This is a genomic window from Rhizobacter fulvus, from assembly GCF_964020785.1.
On sequence record NZ_OZ224516.1, the window covers coordinates 3,848,148 to 3,866,717 of the forward strand.

An 18,570-nucleotide genomic window follows, 5' to 3' on the forward strand; every position below is an offset into this window, starting at 1 on the left:
CTATAGCCAGCGGCAACCCCTGAAGCGGGTATTTCGCGCGGTGTTGCCAACAGCAAACTATTGATGTGTGCGGCCCGCTTCGCAGCGGGTCACGACATAGCTCACAGGGCTTGGATCAGTCGAAGGTTGAGACCACCAACAAAGGTGGCCCGAGCAGACGAGGTTTTTAGCGACGCTTGCGAGCGAAGGCCACGAGCGCCAAACCGCCGAGAAGCATTGCATAGGTGCTCGGCTCAGGGATGGCGGGCGTGACGTGCAATGTCAGCGATCCCACCGTTCCGAAGTTGTTGCTGTACGCCATTTGGTCAAGCGCAATTCCGAAAGCTTTATCGCCACGCGCGATCGCTTGGTTGACCAATTGCGTGACGTCGAAACTGCCTACTGTTCCGAAAGGCAGCGAACCGAACGCGAATGAGCCTAACGATCCCGTGATCGTCGGGGTGTAGTCGCGCACCTCTGCAATGCCATTGCCGATATATGTCCGAATGGTCATCGCGGCGTCGACAGCCGGTTCCCGGTTTATTGCCGAAACGCCCATACGAGTCAGGCTGAAACTTGCATCAGCGACGGACTGAATGCCCTCGAGCGAAAACTCAGCTCGTCCCGCCCTCCACTCGACACCGAAGCCGAAATTGCCGACTGACGGTGTGTCAGTGAGATTGATGTAGCCGTAGGGGTTGTAGGGGTTGTTGTAATCGCTGTCGGTGGTGACAGTAAAGACGGTGCCGGGAAGGTTCTGCGCTGCAACTGGCACGGCGACGGAAAGAAGGGCGAGAGCTAGCGCGGTGTACTTAAACATCAAGTTCTTTCTGCGATCTTTTTTGGTGGACTGCCATGTGGTGCATCCGAATTGACGCCACACGCCCTGATCGTATGCGCCTTACGCACACGATCTCGCGATAGGACTAGCGCGGACCCCGAGTTAGGGGGTCCACTAAGCGTCGGCCTGCTCTTCGTAGAAGTCGGCCATGGCGCTTCGCAGCGGCTCGTCAACATAGTTGACAGCAATCGAGTCCGTCGCAAGTCGACACCACTACGACTGATGGAACGCTCTGTAGTCGTTCCTGCCACCTGTCTTCAGTTCCTACCGGTCCTCAATCACGTCAGGCTGACGCAGATGAGCGGAGACAGCTTCGTGTTAATCGGCTTCGGGGCACAAGCTCGACCGTATTCGGTATGAGCAAGCACGCAACGATGACGACCTCGTTGCCGTGACCAAGACGACTCGGACACCGAGAGTGCCACGCACTGTCTCAGCAGCCTTGATCGCTCTCGGCTCAGCTTCTCCCCCTTTACCCGCATTCGGACTACGATGACCTCCATACTGTACAAATATACAGTCATACGCTCTACGCTTGATGAATTCCAACAGCGCGTATCTAGTAGTCGGCAAGCCACGCGCCTGAAGTCCGCAGGGGCCGATTTCCGATTTTTCCGACTTGAAAGTGCTGAATCGCAAGCTTCATAGTTCAGCCCTAAGCAAGACTCGTTTCGAGTTTTCGCCGCATTCGTATGTCACGGCGACCATCCGCTCCCACTCAAGCGTGATGCTCCACTCGGTCCCAATCCAAGAATGGGGAACGCCACGGTGCGACATCTGAATGCCAATGCGCCTTGGAGGTGGGCATGACAACTACGTATAGGCCCGACATCGATGGCTTGCGGGCGGTCGCCTCCGCAAGATTCCCCACCGCAGCCTCGTGAGAGACCTCCTCTTGGCGAAGGATGGTTTGTGAATACTTGCCCCTATGCACAATGCATGCAGACGGTCCGCGCGTTCGGCGCAGCTGGAGTCAACGGGCAATTTCGCTGCAGCGATTGTCGGCGTCCGATCGGGTTCCAGATTCCGGAGCAGGGGGCGCTTGAAGTTTGGTGCGACTGACTCCTTCCTCATTTACCGCGAATCGTCGAGAACGAGCTGATAGTAAGAAGTGGAAGGTCGCAGCGGAGCGGGATCGCCGCAGATCGGCAGTGGCTATTCTCGTCACCAGTGACTAGTGCCCTTGGGCGGGTGGAGACTGGATCGATTAAAGCGGTCGACGCTTCATTTCTCACCCTATCTAGCGCGATCCGCGCCCTAGGCAGGCGCGGACAAATTGCAGCCGCCCGAGGGCTCGCTCGAGCTCGAAGGCAGAGCGCGCAAGAAGCATGGGAGGTGCGGCTGTGACCTTCAGGCTTCGCATCCGAGGCCGAGACGATATCGAGCCGGCGCCCCCTGCTAAACCGGGCTAATCTGCTAATCGAGTCGCCCGCCCTGAACGAGCCTCCGATTAGTGGATTAGCAAGATTAGCCGACCCGGCGGCGAACGAAGATCCGCAGGACAACGGCTGGGCGGAGCGCAACCCGCACCTCGACTTGGATGGCACTGAGTCAGTCGAGTGGGAAGACGCCGCTGGGCTGGCGCCGTGGACGCCCGTTGAAGCGGCTACGCTGCAACGACGGAAGGCACGAATCACCTGGATGGGCCAGGGCGCGACTGCCGGTCGCCTTGCAGACATCCTGCTGCAGCGGGACAGAGACGAAGACGACCGGCGGCTCTGCGTTGATTGCGCTCACTTCGGATCGGGGTGGCGTTGCGCTCGCCGCGAGGCAATCTTGGTCGATCGGCTTCAACGGTGCCCGTCGTTTACCTTCCCCGGCCGGTACATGAGGGTTACCGCCGTTCACCAAAAGTGCTGCTGGCGGCTTCGAACAACGGCGCATCGGTTCCGCCCCCGATCGATCGGTTAGTTGAGTATCGAGCGTGTTCGATTGCTCTGCCGATTTGAGTCGTGTGATCCCTTTCGAGGCTCACGTAAGAGTCAACCAAAGTTCGAGCTTCCTCGGCAGGGAGATTCAGTTCCCATTCGAAGAAGTCGATCGCCCTGACACGACGATCGTTGTCAGCGAGGCGAGAAACGCCTGCGACGGACTTGATGACTCCATAGGTGGTCGCATAGCAAAGTTGACGCATCGACGCGCCACCAGTCCACTGGATCCCGAACTGCTTGTCGTCCTGAACCAACTGCTCGATCAGAGACGGGAGAGTCGGGGCGAGTTCACCTCGACTACGGGACCGCAGCGCGAAGCCTACGATACTCTCCGAGTAATTGCGAACCTTGCGAACGAAGTCGGGGTCGCGTGCAACCGTTGGCCTCGGAAGCGCCGCAGGTTCAGAAGCGGCCGGCCCAATAAGCGGAGCCAGGGTGGCCGGTTCTGGGTGAAGCGCCTGCTCCAGTGAATCCGCGATTCCACTCAATGTGCGATGAACCGCTTGAGCCTGAGGCGTGGCCCGCGCCGATGATTCGAGCCACGCGGAAGCGAGGAAATAGCCGCACGCTATTCCAACGTCAAAGTCCTTATTTTTCCTGGCCTCGACCCTCATAGTCTCGGCCGCCTTCAATCGCCCCTCCAGCGACCATGTATGCCACCGCTCGAGCGTTGCGGCGCGGAGGCCGATGTAATGCATCAATGCTTCTGTTTTCGTTTGTTCATGCAAGGCATCAATCATTTTTAGCGTCGCCTCGACGTCGCTTGTCAACCTACCGCTTTGAGCCGCCGCGTTTGCGTCGAGCACTGCGCCCTTTAAGGCATCGAACAAGCCCATTCAGCCGCCCTCCGGTAGTCGCTTCAAAAAAATCGCAGCCCCAATAAATCCGCAAGCAGCGCGGCGACCTTTACGGCGTCCGATGGGCTGACACCGTTCGCGGGCAGACTCCATAGCGCACACCACCCTTGGCACTGCAAACGCTCCGGAGGTCCGAGGGCCAGTTGTGGCCATCGAATGGCGCGCCTTGCGCATCTGCCGGTGCGTCGCAGGCGTCGAGTGATGCTCCAAGCGCTCAACGCCTGGACTCGGATCAAAAAAGGCTTCGTACACCCTATCTTTGCTTGAAAACTCGCAAGACACCGTCAGTTGTAAGAATCAAGTCCGGCTTCTTATCTCCGTTAATGTCGGCGATCCTAAAGGTTGATGGTGAGCTAAACGAGCCCACTGAACCGGGCACCGTCTGCGCAACAGCGAAGATGCCTTTCCCGTCCCCGAGTCTGATCTGCACTCCGGCGCCTGTAGTGGAGACGATCACATCCATGTTGCCATCGCCGTTAATATCGGCGACCACGATCTCTCCGCCGGTCAACGAAACTAGTTGAGCAATTGGAGCAAACGATTGCGGGCCGTCACCCAGAACGAGCATGCAAGATCCAGAGGTGCTCGGACAATACAAAATGTCCTTGAAACCGTCCTTGTTAAAATCTGCGACGAAAGCCGGCCCAGATGGCGAGGAATATCCCTGGGTCAGATTTGGATATGTCCAATTCTTGATGTTTGTATAGTTGCCAGAGCCCGCGCCATATGCGATCGATATTGAAACTTCGTTGAAGGCATGAGCGGAATTTGCGGCGAGCAAGTCAACCGTGCCATCACCGTCAATGTCGGCGGCAGCGAGCAGATCGCCTTGAAGAGCAAATGGCTTCTGAAGCTGTAAAGGTACGAACGTCCGAGTCGCGGTTCCCAACGAGGCAGTCGTTGCGGTAGAACTAAGAGGCACCAGATCAGTCTTCCCGTCCCTATTGAAGTCCAGCGCGCGAAGTGATGGCACAGCGCAAGTTCCAGGTGTCAAACCAGCTGTGGTCGTGAATGTTTGGAGATCCGGCGAGAAGAACATCACGGACAGTGCACAGGACCCTCCCAGCGGTAAAGTAGGAAAGTCATCGCGTCCGTCAAGGTCGAAATCCGCTTCGGCGGCAAAGGCGTATGGAAGGCGCGTTGAGATGGGGATCTTAAAATACGTTCCATCAGGTTCCTGTCGATAGACGTAGGCTTTGGGTTCCTCGAATGATGTCGCGCCCGGAACCTCGGCGATTAGGTCAAGGCGCTTATCTCCATTGAAGTCGCCAATTCCTCGGAGAGCCGCAGTGTCGATGATCGCAATCTCGAAAGTTGGTATACCGGCAGAATTGGAACCTGATCCTGACCCGGAACCAGAACCGCCGCCGACGACCGTGACGGCGACAGTCGACGTCAGACTGTTAACCATGCCGTCGTTGACCACCAGCGTCGTAACGTACACCCCGGGAACATCTGCAGTGAATGTCGGATGAGCGGAATTTGAACCCGAAAGCGTTGCGACGCTTCCCGCAGGTTTCGACTTAAAGAACCAGCTGTATGTAAGCTGATCTGAATTTGCATCGGTGCTCGAACTTCCATCGAGTGTGACAAGCGCTCCCGCCAGAACGCTTTGCGAATTTCCAGCGTTCGACGTAGGAGCGACGTTGGCGGTGCTGGTACTCTCAGGGCTCCCGCCTCCACCGCATGCGACGAGCATGGAAGCACACGCCAGCGCCACGACACCCTTAAGTTTTTTCATTCTTGTTTCCCGTTGTGATGCAACACTGCAAACGGAATGTCTCACGGGAATGTTCCTGTCGTATCCCACACCTGAGGGGGTTAGGGGGTTACGATTCTTGCGCTAGACCACGGCTCTGCTTGAGCTCTCGTTCTCGTTCGTCGGGACTCGGTTGGCATCGGCCGCGCTGCTGCATCGAGGCCTTGAACTTCGACGTGCAGCAAATGCAGTGATCGATATCCAGCAGGGCGACCAGAGTCACCACGCGCTCACCGCGGTACTTGCCCGTGTCTTTGCGCCGCGTGATCGGAAGACCGGCCGTGTAGGTCAAAGCCAACCAGTCGAGCCAATCGGCCCGGCTGCGCCAACAGGCAGGCGTCGGCGGCGGGTTCGCTATTGCCGCCTGAATGGCCCGATGCGGGCGCACCAGCCCCTGACGCGCCTCGAGGATGCGCGCTTCGATGTTGGAGGCCTGGTGCGTCTGCATGGAGCCGGCCCGCTAGCGGACGAGATGGACGCCGTTGGCTGAGTGCTCGTTGTCGAGCGAATCTCGGCCGCGCCCGAAGCTGTTTCGCTTTACCGCCTCAGCGGCTGCGCTTTCGTCCTTGTCGGCGCGCATCATCAGCGCTTCTTTTTGATTCTCCGGGCTCAGAGTGCCACTCACCTCGCAGCCGGCAAGAATCGCCTTGCGATGAAACGCCGCTGGGATTTCGGCGAACTCGGCGCCCACGACGAACGTGTGACCCGCGGTGTTTGCGAGGTAGATCAGATTTTCGGGATCGGGACTCTTAAATAGCCTGGCTTTGCTTCCTTTGGTGGGGGCAGGGGATGCAGTGACGGGAGCCGCTGCGGACTGACGCTTCTTGGCGGTAACCAGGGTGGCCACCGCTTCTCTGGTGATGGCTGGCGCAACGGCGCTTTCCGTGGCAATCATGCTGGCAACCTGAGGTGTTTGCGCGCGCTCCCAGGCGTCTCGCTTCGCGCGCTTGAGAATCGCGACGTGGCTGACGCCGTGGGCGGCGGCAATCTCGCGTACCGACCGGGCGGTGGTGCGATATGCGGTCTCGACGCTCTGCCAGTCGATCGCGGGCGGCGCGGTAACTGCGGTGTCGTCGGCTGTTGGGCTCATGCTGCTGCCGCCTGTTCAATGAGCCAGGCGCGGATCTCCCGGGACACCCACCGGGAGCAGTTCGAACTGATGCGCCGCGGGGCAGGGAAAGTCTTCGCGCGCACCTTGTCGTACACGCTGGTGGGAGAGAGACCCGTCAACGCGCGAACGACGTGCAGGCTGAGCAGCGCATCAGGGTCGGTGATCGCGACCGCCTGCAATTCGACGACTTCGGTGCTGCGCCGATGCTTGCGCGCGCGCCTCTGGGCGACCTCGTCGACAGGTTCGGGGCGGTTTGAAGCGGCAGAGAGTTGTTCCATACGGTCGGTATGCTGAACGACTGCATTGGCCTGTTTTGTGGGCGCTGGTCAGGCAGCAACGAAGAGGGGGCTCGTCCACACGAGGCGGGGCGTGCGGGAATTTCCGCAGCCCCGTCCGTTCGGCGGGGGTCTCCTCACAATTGAGGACACCCAGGCGGAAGTGCATGGCCGTCCGAACCGGCTGATTTTTCAGCCACAGCCCCGCGACTTTTCCTCATGCTGGTTGGTGCCAGCGCAGTTGCCGCGCGTCTTCCGCATCTCGGCCGACTCAATCAGCATCTCTCCGCACTTGCGCTCAGCGCGCCCCCGTGATCTGGCGGTAACAGCGTGATTTGCCCGAACCTCAGCATTAGCATTCCTGAGCAATCGACGAGGCGCACGTCCGCCGATTACCGCGCCGGTTCTTCCGCCGATTGCCCTCTCAAAGGTTCACCTATGTCAACAATTTCGCGGAGTCGAATAGGGGCGCGTTACCGCCTTATGGGCCGCTGTTTCGGTGCAAACCAACTCGCGAACTTGCGCACCGCTAACCTCCGGCCAGGCTGGTTCCCGCCGCAACCTTGGGCGAAACCTTGAGCTGCCGGGTGCGCTTGCAATCACTCTCGTACTGCGTGTAAGGGGGCGGGCACCCGTTCAGGGGGAGACTATTGTTGTGTGGCCCCCTAAACGGGGCACTGCCAAGCGTCGGATGCGGTGCGAACATTTCCGCATCAGTACAGGGGAACCATCATGATGACGACTGTGGCTGCCAACGACGTGTTCGTGAAAAGTGCGAGCGACTCTCTCCGGTGTGGCGAGCTCGGGGGCGAGATTCCAAAAGGGCACCATGGCCCGGTGTTGCTGTCCGGAACAGGGCGCACGGTGTGGTGGACAGGACGAGTCGCGATTGGTCTTCGCTACGAACCCCCGCGATATGTGGAGTGCCATGCTGAATCGGCACTTTGGCTGCAGGGCGTGCTGCTGAGGTCCGCCTAAGGATTAACGTGGCAAGAGGGGCATGACGAGACGTTTGCCGGCGGCTCAGATGTCAACATGCGTCAACAGCGCGCCGGCAATTTCTTGCTGTCGTTTTGCTGCGTAGTCCTGACTTTCGACCCGGTTACCGCGGGCGCGCCGCGAGGTGGTCGACGCTTAGTTTCGGAGCGGCGGGTCGTCATCGTCGCATTGCGATCCGCGACGACGCAACGGCGAAGTACGATTGGGTAGTTCTTAACAAGAGATAGATATGAATCTAATTGAGAAGAGTCTTTGCTCGCTGACCATCCTGCTATTGGTCTGCTCACCGAGTGCGAATGCATACGTGAAGTTGCCTGTCGAAATGCGTCCACCGATAGATGAGAGTCTGGAATCACGCTTTCGCGATCTTCCACGAGCGGCCGACTATGCGTGGGAGTCGGAAAGTGAATGCAAGGAGGTGATTGGCAATCGATGGAGAGATGCTGAGCGCGAATACACCGTTAAGCAGCGCGATGTAGACGCGGCAGTGCGCGGATGCACGTTCGAAGTCGTCAACGACAACGCTCGAATGGCGTATGTGGCAGCGCAGTCAAAACGTGACGACTTCAAGTCCTGCCTTGCGAGAAACAAAATCAACCGCGAAGGAGTGGTGATCGGCATGACGGCTGGTGACGTCATGCTGTGCGGGTGGGGCAAACCCATGAGTGTGGCCGCGACTGGTATCAAGACCGAAAAATGGACTTACCAAGTTGTGGGCTACGAGCGAAGCCAGGAAGGACGTCTCACGCCTGTCAGACGAACTCACTTCCTTAACGTCACCGAGGGGCGTGTCGTATCAATGCCGGATGGAGAGATTGTGCGGGCGTGGAAGTGACGCATACGCATATCCTGAAGCCTGACGGACGTAAGCAACTTCCGCCGGATTAACAGCGCCAAGCCTTCGCCCCAAAACGAGGGTGCTGTGCGGGTACGAGCCCCCATCGACTGGCGGATCGTGCATTTCGTGATACCGCCGGCTACACCGTGGCTACACGGCGGACCAGAGAGTAGAAGGTGTTAGCAAGCGCAAACTTGCTAACACCCGCCGATCCTGGTGCCGGTGAGAAGAGTCGAACTCCCGACCTTCGCATTACGAATGCGCTGCTCTACCAACTGAGCTACACCGGCCAAAACCAGCATTCTAGCCGATCAATCGGCGCCTACTTCAGTTCGAACGCGCCGAGTTTCTTCGCGACGGCGACGTTCTTCAGCGAGACATACACCGGCAGGCCGTTTCGGTACTTCGGGTAGTCCTCGCCCTGGATCAGCGGCGCGAGGTAGCGGCGGCACTTGTCGGTGATGCCGAAGCCGTCCTTCGTTATGAAGTCGCGCGGCATGAACTTCTCGACGTTGGCCACCTTCGCCAGCGGCGCGACGCCGATCTTGTACTTGTACGGCACGTCGCTGATGCGGTCGATCGTCGGCATCACCGCGTTGTGGCCCTTCAGCGCCAGCTCGACCGCCTTCTGGCCGAGTTGATAGGCCTGCTGCACGTCGGTCTTCGACGCGATGTGGCGCGCGGCGCGCTGCAGGTAGTCGGCCACGGCCCAGTGGAACTTGTGGCCGAGCGCGCGCTTGACCATGTTCGCGACCACCGGGGCGGCGCCGCCCAGCTGCGCGTGGCCGAACGCGTCGCGGGCGCCTTGTTCGGCGAGGAAGGTGCCGTCGGCGTGGTGGCAGCCCTCGGAGACGACGACGGTGCAGAAGCCGTGCTCCTTGACCAGCTTGTCGACGCGGGCGAGAAATTTCTTCTCGTCGAACACGATCTCGGGGAACAGGATCACGACCGGGATGCCCTGGTCCTCGACCAGCCCGCCCGCCGCGGCGATCCAGCCGGCGTGGCGGCCCATCACCTCGACGACGAACACCTTGGTCGAGGTCTTGGCCATCGAGCGCACGTCGAAAGAGGCTTCGAGCGTCGACACCGCGACGTACTTCGCGACGGACCCGAAGCCCGGGCAGCAGTCGGTGATCGGCAGGTCGTTGTCGATCGTCTTCGGCACGTGGATCGCCTGCAGCGGGTAGCCCATCTGCTCGCTGAGCTGGCTGACCTTGAAGCAGGTGTCGGCCGAATCGCCGCCGCCGTTGTAGAAAAAGTAGCCGATGTCGTGGGCCTTGAAGACCTCGATCAGGCGCTCGTACTCGCGCCGGTGCGTGTCGAGCGACTTGAGCTTGTAGCGGCACGAACCGAACGCGCCCGACGGCGTCTGGCGCAGCGCCGCGATCGCGCTGGCCGACTCCTTGGTCGTGTCGATCAGGTCCTCGGTCAGCGCGCCGATGATGCCGTTGCGCCCGGCGTAGACCTTGCCGATCTTGTCCTTGTGGGCGCGCGCGGTCTCGATCACGCCGCAGGCGGACGCGTTGATCACCGCCGTCACGCCGCCCGACTGGGCGTAGAACGCGTTCTTCTTTTTCTGGATTGTCGTGGCCATGGGTCGGTTCCTTGCGGGTCAGGTCGTTGCCAGCGCGTTGGTGACGATCTCGCGCACGTTGGCTGAGAGGTCGGGCTTGGCGGCGACGCGCGCGATCGCCTCGCGCGCGGCACCGCGGTAGGGATCGGCGAGCTGGCTCCAGCGGTCCAGCACGCGCGCGAAACGCGATGCGAGCTGCGGGTTGATGCCGTCGAGCTCCATCACATGGTCGGCCCAGAACACGTAGCCGGCCGCATCGGGGCGGTGGAACGCCGCCGGGTTGTGGGCGCAGAAGGTCGAGATCAGGCTGCGGGCACGGTTGGGGTTGCGGATCGAGAAGTCGGGGTGCTTCAGCAACTGCTTGAAGCGCGCGAACACCTTGCCGTCGACCTCGGGCGCGCTCGCCTGGATCGCGAACCAGGTGTCGAGCACCAGCGGCTCGCGGTGGAACATCTCGTAGAAGCGGTACAGCGCCGGCTCGGCATGCTGGGCGTGCGAGCGCACCAGCGCCTGCAGGGCGCCGAGCCGGTCGGTCATGTTGGTCGCGTCCTTGAAGCGCTGGTAGGCACGGCCCGGCCAGACCGACTCGCCCTTCGAGACCGAGTCGAGGCACAGCATCGCCAGCGCCCGGTTGGCCAGCGCGCGCTGCCCGGAGGACACCGGATCGGGCGAATAGGTGCCGGCGGGCTGATGGGTCTCGAAGGCCCATTCCCAGTCGGCGCGCAGCGCTTCGGCGAGCTGCCGCGTCACCGCCATGCGCGCCGCATGGATGCGCTTCGGATCGACCGGGCTCGACTGCTCGGCGAGGTAGCCCTCGCTCGGCAGCGTCAGCACCAGGTCCTTGAATGCCGCGTCGAGCGTGGCGTGTCGCAGCACGGCGCGCATCGCGTCGATGAACGGTGCATCGAGCGCGACCGGCGCGTCGCTGCGTGCGGCCGCCAGCAGCCGGCTGAGCGCCAGGCGCTGCCCCGCCTCCCAGCGGTTGAACGGATCGGCGTCGTGCTGCAGCAGCACCAGCAGGTCGGCGTCGCTCAGCCCGTCGACCAGGGTGACCGGGGCCGAGAAGCCGCGCAGCAGCGACGGCACCGGCTCGACTTCGACATCGACGAACGTGAAGAACTGGCGCGCCTCCTCGAGCACGAGCACGCGTTCGGTCGGCGCTGCCGCGTCGGCGGCCTCGTCTTCGAGGCGGAGCGGCAGTGCGCGGCCGTCGCGGCCGATCAGGCCGATCGCGAGCGGTATCACGTAAGGCTCCTTCGGCGACTCGCCCGCGGCCGAGCCGACCTGTTCGATGCCGAGCGTGTAGGTGCGTGTCGGCGCGTCGTAGCGGCCGCGCGCGGTCACGCGCGGGGTGCCGGCTTGCGAATACCAGCGCTTGAACTGCGGCAGCGTGCGTGCCAGCGCCGACTGCGGGTTCGCGTCGGCGATCGCCTGCGCGAAATCGTCACAGGTCACCGCCTGGCCGTCGAAGCGCTCGAAGTACAGCGCCATGCCAGCGGCGAAGCCTTCGCGCCCGACCAGCGTGAACATCATCCGCACGACCTCGGCACCCTTTTCGTAGACCGTCGGGGTGTAGAAGTTGTTGATCTCGACATAGCTGTTCGGACGCACGGGGTGGGCCATCGGGCCGGCGTCTTCCGGGAACTGTATGTCGCGCAGCTTGCGCACGTCCTCGATCCGCTTGACGGCGCGGGCGCTCGGGCTGCCGGCCATGTCCATGCTGAATTCCTGATCGCGGAAGACGGTCAGGCCTTCCTTCAGGCTGAGCTGGAACCAATCGCGGCAGGTGATGCGGTTGCCGGTCCAGTTGTGGAAGTACTCGTGGCCGACGACCGATTCGATGTCGGCGTAGTTGTCGTCCGTCGCGGTGGCCGGCGAGGCCAGCACGTACTTGGTGTTGAACAGGTTCAGGCCCTTGTTCTCCATCGCGCCGGCGTTGTAGTCCTCGACCGCGACGATCATGAAGCGCTCCAGGTCGAGCGGCAGCTTGAAGCGCGCCTCGTCCCAGACGATCGACGCGATCAGCGAGTTCATCGCGTGCTCGGTCTTGTCCAGGTCCCCGCGGCGCACGAAGACCTGCAGCAGGTGGTCCTTGCCGGCGCGCGTGCGGATCTGCTGCTGGCGCGCGACCAGGTCGGCCGCGACCAGCGCGAACAGGTAGCTCGGCTTCGGGAACGGGTCGTGCCACTTCGCGAAATGGCGCCCGCCGTCGAGCTCGCCTTCCTCGAGCAGGTTGCCGTTGGACAGCAGCACCGGGTACGCGGCCTTCGCGGCGCGCAGCGTGACGGTGTAGACCGCCATCACGTCGGGTCGGTCGAGGAAGTAGGTGATGCGGCGGAAGCCCTCGGCCTCGCACTGCGTGAAGAAGCCGCCGCCCGAGGTGTACAGGCCCGACAGCTGGGTGTTCTTCGCCGGCGCGCAGGTGTTGCGGATCTCGAGCGTGAACGGCCCGGCGGGCAGGTCCTGCAGCGCGTCGATCACCAGCAGGCCGTCCTCGTGGCGGAACGACACCGAGGCGCCGTTGACCGACACCCGCGTCAGGTTCAGCTCCTCGCCGTGCAGGCGCAGCGCCTGCGCGGGCACGTCCAGGTTGCGCTCGACCTGCATGCGGCTGACCACCATGGTCTTGGCCGGGTCGAGGTCGAACGTCAGGTCGACGCTGCGGATCCAGTAGGCAGGAGCCGTGTAGTCGGCGCGGTGGATCAGGGCGGCGGTGCCTTCACGCATCTTGCTTGTCCTTGTTGTGCAGGCGCAGGCGGTGGTTCCTCGTGAGGTCCGCCAGCGCGAGGGTCGTGAAATCGGGGGCGATCGCGATCAGGTTGTCGAACGCGTCGAAGTGTTCGGCGGCGAGCGTGGTCGTCAGCGCCACCGCCTGCATGCCGGCGCGGCGCGCCGCCTCGACACCGAGCGGCGCGTCCTCGAACACGACGCAATCGTGCGGGTCCATGCCCAGCCGCCGCGCGGCCTCGAGAAAGATGTCCGGGTGCGGCTTGCCCCTCAAGCCGTCGGCCGGGCTGACGACATGCTCGACCCAGCCGTCGATGCCGTGCAGCCGGAATGCCAGCGCCATGTTGGGCACCGTCGACGCGGTGCACACCGCGAGCCGCAGCCCTTGCGCGCGCGCGCCTTCGACGAAGGCCTTCGCGCCGCCGATCAACGCCAGCGACTGCGCCGCGATCTCCCGGTACAGCGCTTCCTTTTCGTCGGCCATGGCGACGTGTTCTGCCACCGATTGCGCCGGGAAGAGATCCGCCAGGATCTCGGCGTTCGAGCGGCCCGCGGTGGCCGCGAAGAACTCCGACGAGTCCATCGCCAGCCCGCGCCGCGCGTACCACGCGTCCCACGCGCTCTGGTGGTGCGGCATGCTGTCGATCAGCGTACCGTCGAGGTCGAACAGCAGCGCCTTCATACGCCCTGTTTCAGCGACGCTTCGATGAACGGATCGAGATCGCCGTCCAGCACCTTCTGCGTGTTGCTGATCTCGACGTTGGTGCGCAGGTCCTTGATCCGGCTCTGGTCGAGCACGTACGAGCGGATCTGGTGGCCCCAGCCGACATCGGTCTTGGTGTCCTCGAGCTTCTGCTGCTCCTCCATGCGCTTGCGCATCTCGAAGTCGTACAGGCGCGAACGCAGCCGCTTCCACGCGACGTCGCGGTTGCTGTGCTGGCTGCGGCCGTCCTGGCACTGCACGACAATGCCGGTCGGGATGTGCGTGAGCCGCACCGCCGAGTCGGTCTTGTTGATGTGCTGGCCGCCGGCGCCGCTGGCGCGGAAGGTGTCGGTGCGCACGTCGCTCGGGTTGATCTCGATCTCGACCGTGTCGTCCACCTCCGGGTAGACGAACAGGCTCGCGAAGCTGGTGTGGCGCCCGCCGGCCGAATCGAACGGGCTCTTGCGGACCAGACGGTGCACGCCGGTCTCGGTGCGCAGCAGGCCGAATGCGTAGTCGCCCTCGACCTTGATGGTTGCGCTCTTGATGCCGGCGATGTCACCCGGCGTCTCGTCCTCCATCGTCGTCTTGAAGCCCTTGCGCTCGGCGTACTTCAGGTACTGGCGCAGCAGCATGCCGGCCCAGTCGCAGGCCTCGGTGCCGCCGGCGCCGGCCTGGATGTCGATGAAGCAGTTGCTGGGGTCGGCCGGGTTGTTGAACATCCGGCGGAACTCGAGCTGCGCCACGGTTTCCTCGAGCTTGGCGGCGTCGTCGCGGATCGCCAGCAGGCCGGCGTCGTCGCCTTCCTCCTTGGACATCTCGAACAGCTCGGTGTTGTCCGCCAGGTTGCTGGTCAGGTGGTCGATGGTCTGGACCACCGTCTCCAGCATGCGCTTCTCGCGGCCCAGCTCCTGGGCGCGCTTCGGATCGTCCCAGACCTTGGGGTTCTCGAGCGCGGCGTTGACCTCGTTCAGTCGCAGTGCTTTGCGATCGTAGTCAAAGATACCCCCGGAGGTCGACCGTGCGCTTCGTCAGGTCGGCCAGGGTGTTGCCGATGGCATTGATGTGTTCGACGTCCATGAATCGCTTTCGTGAGGCGGAGCCTGTAAGGCTCGAAGCGCGCGATTTTACGTTGCGCGCCGATGCCCCTCGTCAGGCGTCCAGGAAGGCCTCGAGCCGCTGCGCCAGCGCCTCCGGCTGGTCGTGATGCAGCATGTGGCCGGCAGGCGAAAGGGTGTGGCGCTCGACCTGCTTCACGACCGAAAGCCGCTCGTGGAACTCGGCCTTGGTGTAGCGCGTGCCCCACCAGCGCGAGATGTCGGTCTGGTCGCCCTCGACCCACAGCACCGGGGCCTCGATCAGCTTCCAGGTCTCGAGCACCTCGTCGCGCTGGTACAGCGTCGGCGTGCCCCGCTTGTGCGCCGGGTCGCCGAGGATCTCGAAGCGACCATCCGCCCGCTGACGCGACCAGTGCTGGGCCAGCCACGCGGCGCGCTGCGGCGGCAGCAGCGGGTTGGTCTTGCGCAGGCGCTCGGCCACCTCGGCCAGCGTCGCGTAGTCGCGCAGCGCGACGGGCTGCTTCAGCTCGTCGAGCCACTGCACGATCCGCTTCGGCGACTGCGCCGGCTTGGTCGCGGGCATGCCGAAGCCCTCCAGGTTCACCAGCCGGCGGATGCGCTGCGGGCGCAGCCCGGCGTAGAGCATCACCGCGTTGCCGCCCATGCTGTGGCCGAGCAGGTCGATCGGGTTGGATCGGGGAAAGAGCGCGGCGTCGAAGAACAGCAGATCGAGGGCCGCGTCGAGGTCGCCGAGGTAGTCGGGCAGCCAGTAGGTGTCGGTCGTGGGTGAGTCCGTGAGCCCGAAGCCGCGCCAGTCGAACGCGAGCACGTGGCGGTCGGTCGGCAGCGCGTCGACGACGAACTGGAACGACGCCGCCACGTCCATCCAGCCGTGCTGCATCAGCAGCGGCGGGCGATCGGGCGTGACCATCGAGTCGTCGCCCCATTCGAGCACGTGGTGGCGCAGGCCGCGCACGGTGATGAAGCGGCTACGGCTGGGGCGCCGCACGGTGTAGGGATCGGTCGTCGTCATGCGCGGCACTGTACGCGGCGCAGCGCAAGCGCGCTGTCGGCGCGGCGACAGCCGATGCGAGAATGCGCCGATGACTCCAGCCCTGCCATTCACCCTGCGCAACGCCGAACTTCGCGACGTCGGCGCCATCGTGCAGCTGATCCGCGACCTGGCCGAATTCGAGCAGCTGACCCACCTGCTGCAGGTCACGCCCGAGAAGCTGCGCCCGCAGCTGTTCGGCGAGCGCCCCGCGGCCGAGGCGCTGGTGGCGGAGCGGGGCGGCGAAGTCGTCGCGTTCGCGCTGTTCTTCACCAACTTCTCGACCTTCCTGGCGCAGCCGGGGCTGTACCTGGAAGACCTGTACGTGAAGCCCGCGCACCGTGGCGCCGGCATCGGCCGCGCGCTGCTGAAGCGTCTGGCCTGGCTCGCCAAGGAGCGCCAGTACGGCCGCTTCGAGTGGAGCGTGCTCGACTGGAACGAGAACGCGATCCGCTTCTACCAGGGCATGGGGGCGACCGTGATGCCCGAGTGGCGCATCTGCCGCGTCACCGGCGACGCGCTGCAGGCGATGGGCGAAACCGCATGATCGACCGCTACGCCGAACTGCACCGCGAATTCCGCTGGCACGTCCCGGCCGCCTTCAACATCGCCGAGGTCTGCTGTGCCCGCTGGGCGCGCGACACGCCCGAGGCGATCGCGATCCGCCACGAGCACGAGGATGGCCGGCAGGCGAACCACACCTACGGCCAGCTTCAACGCGAAGCGAATCGGCTGTCGAATGCGTTGAAGCGCCTCGGCGTCGCGCGCGGCGACCGGGTCGCGATCGTGATGCCGCAGCGCTTCGAGACGGCCGTCGCGCACATCGCCCTGTACCAGCTCGGCGCGGTCGCGATGCCGCTGTCGATGCTGTTCGGCCCCGAGGCGCTGGAGTACCGGCTCAACGACAGCGACGCGCGCATCGCGCTCGTCGACGAGAGCGGCATCGCCAACCTGCGCGAGGCGCGGCCGGCATGCCCGGCGTTGCGCACCGTGATCGCGGTGGGCGGTGCGCAGGGGCAGGGCGACCTGGACTGGACCGCCGCGTGCGACCCGGAACGCGCCACCTTCGCGGCCGTCAGGACCGCCTGCGACGACGCCGCGGTGCTGATCTACACCAGCGGCACCACCGGCCCGCCGAAGGGCGCGCTGATCCCCCACCGGGCGCTGATCGGCAACCTGAGCGGCTTCGTCGCCAGCCAGAACTGGTTTCCGCAGGACGACGCCGTGTTCTGGAGCCCCGCCGACTGGGCGTGGACCGGCGGCCTGATGGACGGACTGCTGCCGACGCTGTACTTCGGCCGCACGATCGTCGGCTACCAGGGCCGCTTCTCTCCCGAAACTGCGTTCGGCCTGATGGAACGTCATCGGGTCACCCACACCTTCCTGTTCCCGACCGCGCTGAAGGCGATGATGAAGGCGGTGCCCGCGCCGCGCGAGCGCTACGACCTGCGGCTGCGCGCGATCATGAGCGCCGGCGAGGCCGTCGGCGACGCGGTGTTCGCGTGGTGCCGCGACGCGCTCGGCGTCCCGGTCAACGAGATGTTCGGCCAGACCGAGATGAACTACATCGTCGGCAACTCGCACGCGAAGTGGCCGGCGCGCCCGGGCAGCATGGGCCGGCCGTACCCTGGCCACCGCGTCGCGGTGATCGACGACGCCGGCCAGGAGTGCCCGCGCGGCACGCCCGGCGATGTGGCGCTGCACCGCCTGGACATCCACGGCGACCCCGATCCGATCTTCTTCCTCGGCTATTGGAAGAACGAGGCCGCCACACGCGCCAAGTTCACCGGCGATCCGGCCGACAGCTGGTGCCGCACCGGCGACATGGCGGTGATGGATGCCGACGGCTTCCTCTGGTACCACGGCCGCAGCGACGACGTGTTCAAGGCCGCCGGCTACCGCATCGGCCCGAGCGAGATCGAGAACTGCCTGGTCAAGCACGCCGCGGTCGCGAACGCCGCGGTCGTGCCCAAGCCCGACGCCGAGCGCGGCGCGGTCGTCAAGGCTTTCGTCGTGCTCGCCTCTGGCTTCATGGGGACGCCGGCGCTGATCGAGGAACTGCAGCGCCACGTGCGCGGCCAACTCGCGCCCTACGAGTACCCGAAGGAGATCGAATTCATCGACGCGCTGCCGATGACGACGACCGGCAAGGTACAGCGGCGGTTGCTGCGGTTGCAGGAAGAGGCACGGGCCGCGGCGCAGCGCTGAGGCCGGTGCAGGGACCATTCACTTCGCGCAGTTGCCGCTGACCGCGGCGAGCCCGAGGAACGGCAGGCTGAGCAAGCCCATGCCGGCGCCGGCGAATTCGCCCTTCAGGCAGTCGCCCTTGCCGGCGGACATCATGCCGTTCACCAGGCGCTGCTGCGCGCCGAGGCGATCGGGCTCCTCCCGCGCACGCGCGAGCTGTTGGTTCAGCGAGGGCAGGCGTGCACTGGCGCGGATCGCCCGGCGGCTGGCCTCGGTATCGAGCAGCCCCTCTGTGGGCTCGGGTGCGCTGGCGGGCAGCTCCGCGTGCAACGCGGCATCGAGGGTCGGCTCGGTGATCGCAGTCGGCGCGCTCGGCATCGCAGGACGGCGCGGCAACGTCGGCGTACCGCTCGATGTCGCCGCCGTCCGGGCCGTCGCGGGCGCTGCGGCGACGACGGGCGCCACCGCGGTGTCATGCCGTTCGGCGAACAGGCGCAGCGTGACCCGCGATGGAGCGACGAGGACAGCACCGGACCGTGCCGCGCTGGTTCTCGATGCCAGATCGACCACGCACAGCAACGCGAAGTGCAGCACCAGCACGGCGCCGATCACGAGCCGCTGCGTTCGGGGTCGGCTACCGTCGTAGGGTGCAAGATGTCGTCGGGCCAGTCCGTCGACACC

The 18,570-nt window shown here is 64.1% G+C and carries 15 protein-coding genes and 1 tRNA gene; 3 read left to right on the forward strand and 13 right to left on the reverse strand.

From position 1 onward, the window contains the following. Positions 1-166: 166 nt before the first annotated feature. The 6 genes from ACWH49_RS18290 to ACWH49_RS18315 form a co-directional block, all read right to left on the reverse strand. Positions 167-799 carry a PEP-CTERM sorting domain-containing protein gene (locus tag ACWH49_RS18290; protein WP_448172758.1) on the reverse strand — a complete coding sequence of 211 codons (633 nt, stop codon included), beginning with the start codon at positions 797-799 and terminating at the stop codon, positions 167-169. A gap of 1,855 nt (positions 800-2,654) precedes the next feature. Beyond that, a complete protein-coding gene (locus ACWH49_RS18295) occupies positions 2,655-3,587 on the reverse strand; it encodes a hypothetical protein (RefSeq protein WP_448172759.1) in 933 nt (310 codons plus the stop codon). Between the two features lie 274 nt (positions 3,588-3,861). After that, positions 3,862-5,349, reverse strand: coding sequence for an FG-GAP-like repeat-containing protein (locus tag ACWH49_RS18300; protein ID WP_448172760.1), 1,488 nt, complete (start codon positions 5,347-5,349; stop codon positions 3,862-3,864). A gap of 88 nt (positions 5,350-5,437) precedes the next feature. Then, the gene (locus tag ACWH49_RS18305; protein ID WP_448172761.1) at positions 5,438-5,815 is read right to left on the reverse strand and encodes a hypothetical protein; all 378 of its coding nucleotides are present in this window, start codon (positions 5,813-5,815) and stop codon (positions 5,438-5,440) included. A gap of 12 nt (positions 5,816-5,827) precedes the next feature. Further along, positions 5,828-6,457, reverse strand: coding sequence for a hypothetical protein (locus tag ACWH49_RS18310; protein WP_448172762.1), 630 nt, complete (start codon positions 6,455-6,457; stop codon positions 5,828-5,830). Further along, the gene (locus tag ACWH49_RS18315) at positions 6,454-6,756 is read right to left on the reverse strand and encodes a helix-turn-helix transcriptional regulator (protein ID WP_448172763.1); all 303 of its coding nucleotides are present in this window, start codon (positions 6,754-6,756) and stop codon (positions 6,454-6,456) included. The genes ACWH49_RS18310 and ACWH49_RS18315 overlap by 4 nt, the downstream gene beginning before the upstream one ends. A 1,225-nt stretch (positions 6,757-7,981) precedes the next feature. Here ACWH49_RS18315 and ACWH49_RS18320 point away from each other — a divergent pair. Further along, positions 7,982-8,587 carry a hypothetical protein gene (locus ACWH49_RS18320; RefSeq protein ID WP_448172764.1) on the forward strand — a complete coding sequence of 202 codons (606 nt, stop codon included), beginning with the start codon at positions 7,982-7,984 and terminating at the stop codon, positions 8,585-8,587. Positions 8,588-8,804: 217 nt separating this feature from the next. Here the strand turns inward: ACWH49_RS18320 and ACWH49_RS18325 are convergent. The 6 genes from ACWH49_RS18325 to ACWH49_RS18350 all read right to left on the reverse strand — a co-directional run bounded on the left by ACWH49_RS18325 (position 8,805) and on the right by ACWH49_RS18350 (position 15,684). Beyond that, positions 8,805-8,880, reverse strand: a tRNA-Thr gene (locus ACWH49_RS18325). Between the two features lie 32 nt (positions 8,881-8,912). Then, positions 8,913-10,184 carry a 6-phosphofructokinase gene (locus tag ACWH49_RS18330; protein WP_448172765.1) on the reverse strand — a complete coding sequence of 424 codons (1,272 nt, stop codon included), beginning with the start codon at positions 10,182-10,184 and terminating at the stop codon, positions 8,913-8,915. An 18-nt stretch (positions 10,185-10,202) separates the two neighbouring features. Continuing rightward, positions 10,203-12,890, reverse strand: coding sequence for an aminopeptidase N (pepN, locus tag ACWH49_RS18335; RefSeq protein WP_448172766.1), 2,688 nt, complete (start codon positions 12,888-12,890; stop codon positions 10,203-10,205). Further along, positions 12,883-13,572: an HAD family hydrolase gene (locus ACWH49_RS18340; RefSeq protein WP_448172767.1), complete on the reverse strand. Its 690-nt coding sequence runs from the start codon at positions 13,570-13,572 to the stop codon at positions 12,883-12,885. The genes pepN and ACWH49_RS18340 overlap by 8 nt, the downstream gene beginning before the upstream one ends. Continuing rightward, positions 13,569-14,673 (reverse strand): peptide chain release factor 2 gene (prfB, locus tag ACWH49_RS18345; RefSeq protein WP_448172768.1). Its coding sequence is split into 2 segments (ribosomal slippage): positions 13,569-14,591 and positions 14,593-14,673, totalling 1,104 coding nucleotides; the frame shifts between segments, so codons are not numbered across the junction. The genes ACWH49_RS18340 and prfB overlap by 4 nt, the downstream gene beginning before the upstream one ends. A gap of 72 nt (positions 14,674-14,745) precedes the next feature. After that, positions 14,746-15,684, reverse strand: coding sequence for an alpha/beta fold hydrolase (locus ACWH49_RS18350; RefSeq protein ID WP_448172769.1), 939 nt, complete (start codon positions 15,682-15,684; stop codon positions 14,746-14,748). Positions 15,685-15,754: 70 nt separating this feature from the next. Here ACWH49_RS18350 and ACWH49_RS18355 point away from each other — a divergent pair, with 70 nt between their 5' ends. Continuing rightward, positions 15,755-16,249 (forward strand): N-acetyltransferase family protein, encoded by a 495-nt coding sequence (locus ACWH49_RS18355; protein WP_448172770.1) that lies wholly within the window; start codon positions 15,755-15,757, stop codon positions 16,247-16,249. Further along, the gene (locus tag ACWH49_RS18360) at positions 16,246-17,910 is read left to right on the forward strand and encodes an acyl-CoA synthetase (protein ID WP_448172771.1); all 1,665 of its coding nucleotides are present in this window, start codon (positions 16,246-16,248) and stop codon (positions 17,908-17,910) included. The genes ACWH49_RS18355 and ACWH49_RS18360 overlap by 4 nt, the downstream gene beginning before the upstream one ends. 18 nt (positions 17,911-17,928) lie before the next feature. On the opposite strand, the gene ACWH49_RS18365 is transcribed toward ACWH49_RS18360, so the two are convergent. After that, positions 17,929-18,501, reverse strand: a complete 573-nt coding sequence (locus tag ACWH49_RS18365) for a hypothetical protein (RefSeq protein ID WP_448172772.1) — start codon at positions 18,499-18,501, stop codon at positions 17,929-17,931. Positions 18,502-18,570: the final 69 nt, after the last annotated feature.

What these genes read in the sequence shown, in the direction of transcription:
- ACWH49_RS18290 (WP_448172758.1), bottom strand. Translation starts at nt 799, where the DNA reads ATGTTTAAGTACACCGCGCTAGCTCTCGCCCTTCTTTCCGTCGCCGTG.
- ACWH49_RS18295 (WP_448172759.1), bottom strand. Translation starts at nt 3,587, where the DNA reads ATGGGCTTGTTCGATGCCTTAAAGGGCGCAGTGCTCGACGCAAACGCG.
- ACWH49_RS18300 (WP_448172760.1), bottom strand. Translation starts at nt 5,349, where the DNA reads ATGAAAAAACTTAAGGGTGTCGTGGCGCTGGCGTGTGCTTCCATGCTC.
- ACWH49_RS18305 (WP_448172761.1), bottom strand. Translation starts at nt 5,815, where the DNA reads ATGCAGACGCACCAGGCCTCCAACATCGAAGCGCGCATCCTCGAGGCG.
- ACWH49_RS18310 (WP_448172762.1), bottom strand. Translation starts at nt 6,457, where the DNA reads ATGAGCCCAACAGCCGACGACACCGCAGTTACCGCGCCGCCCGCGATC.
- ACWH49_RS18315 (WP_448172763.1), bottom strand. Translation starts at nt 6,756, where the DNA reads ATGGAACAACTCTCTGCCGCTTCAAACCGCCCCGAACCTGTCGACGAG.
- ACWH49_RS18320 (WP_448172764.1), top strand. Translation starts at nt 7,982, where the DNA reads ATGAATCTAATTGAGAAGAGTCTTTGCTCGCTGACCATCCTGCTATTG.
- ACWH49_RS18330 (WP_448172765.1), bottom strand. Translation starts at nt 10,184, where the DNA reads ATGGCCACGACAATCCAGAAAAAGAAGAACGCGTTCTACGCCCAGTCG.
- pepN (WP_448172766.1), bottom strand. Translation starts at nt 12,890, where the DNA reads ATGCGTGAAGGCACCGCCGCCCTGATCCACCGCGCCGACTACACGGCT.
- ACWH49_RS18340 (WP_448172767.1), bottom strand. Translation starts at nt 13,572, where the DNA reads ATGAAGGCGCTGCTGTTCGACCTCGACGGTACGCTGATCGACAGCATG.
- ACWH49_RS18350 (WP_448172769.1), bottom strand. Translation starts at nt 15,684, where the DNA reads ATGACGACGACCGATCCCTACACCGTGCGGCGCCCCAGCCGTAGCCGC.
- ACWH49_RS18355 (WP_448172770.1), top strand. Translation starts at nt 15,755, where the DNA reads ATGACTCCAGCCCTGCCATTCACCCTGCGCAACGCCGAACTTCGCGAC.
- ACWH49_RS18360 (WP_448172771.1), top strand. Translation starts at nt 16,246, where the DNA reads ATGATCGACCGCTACGCCGAACTGCACCGCGAATTCCGCTGGCACGTC.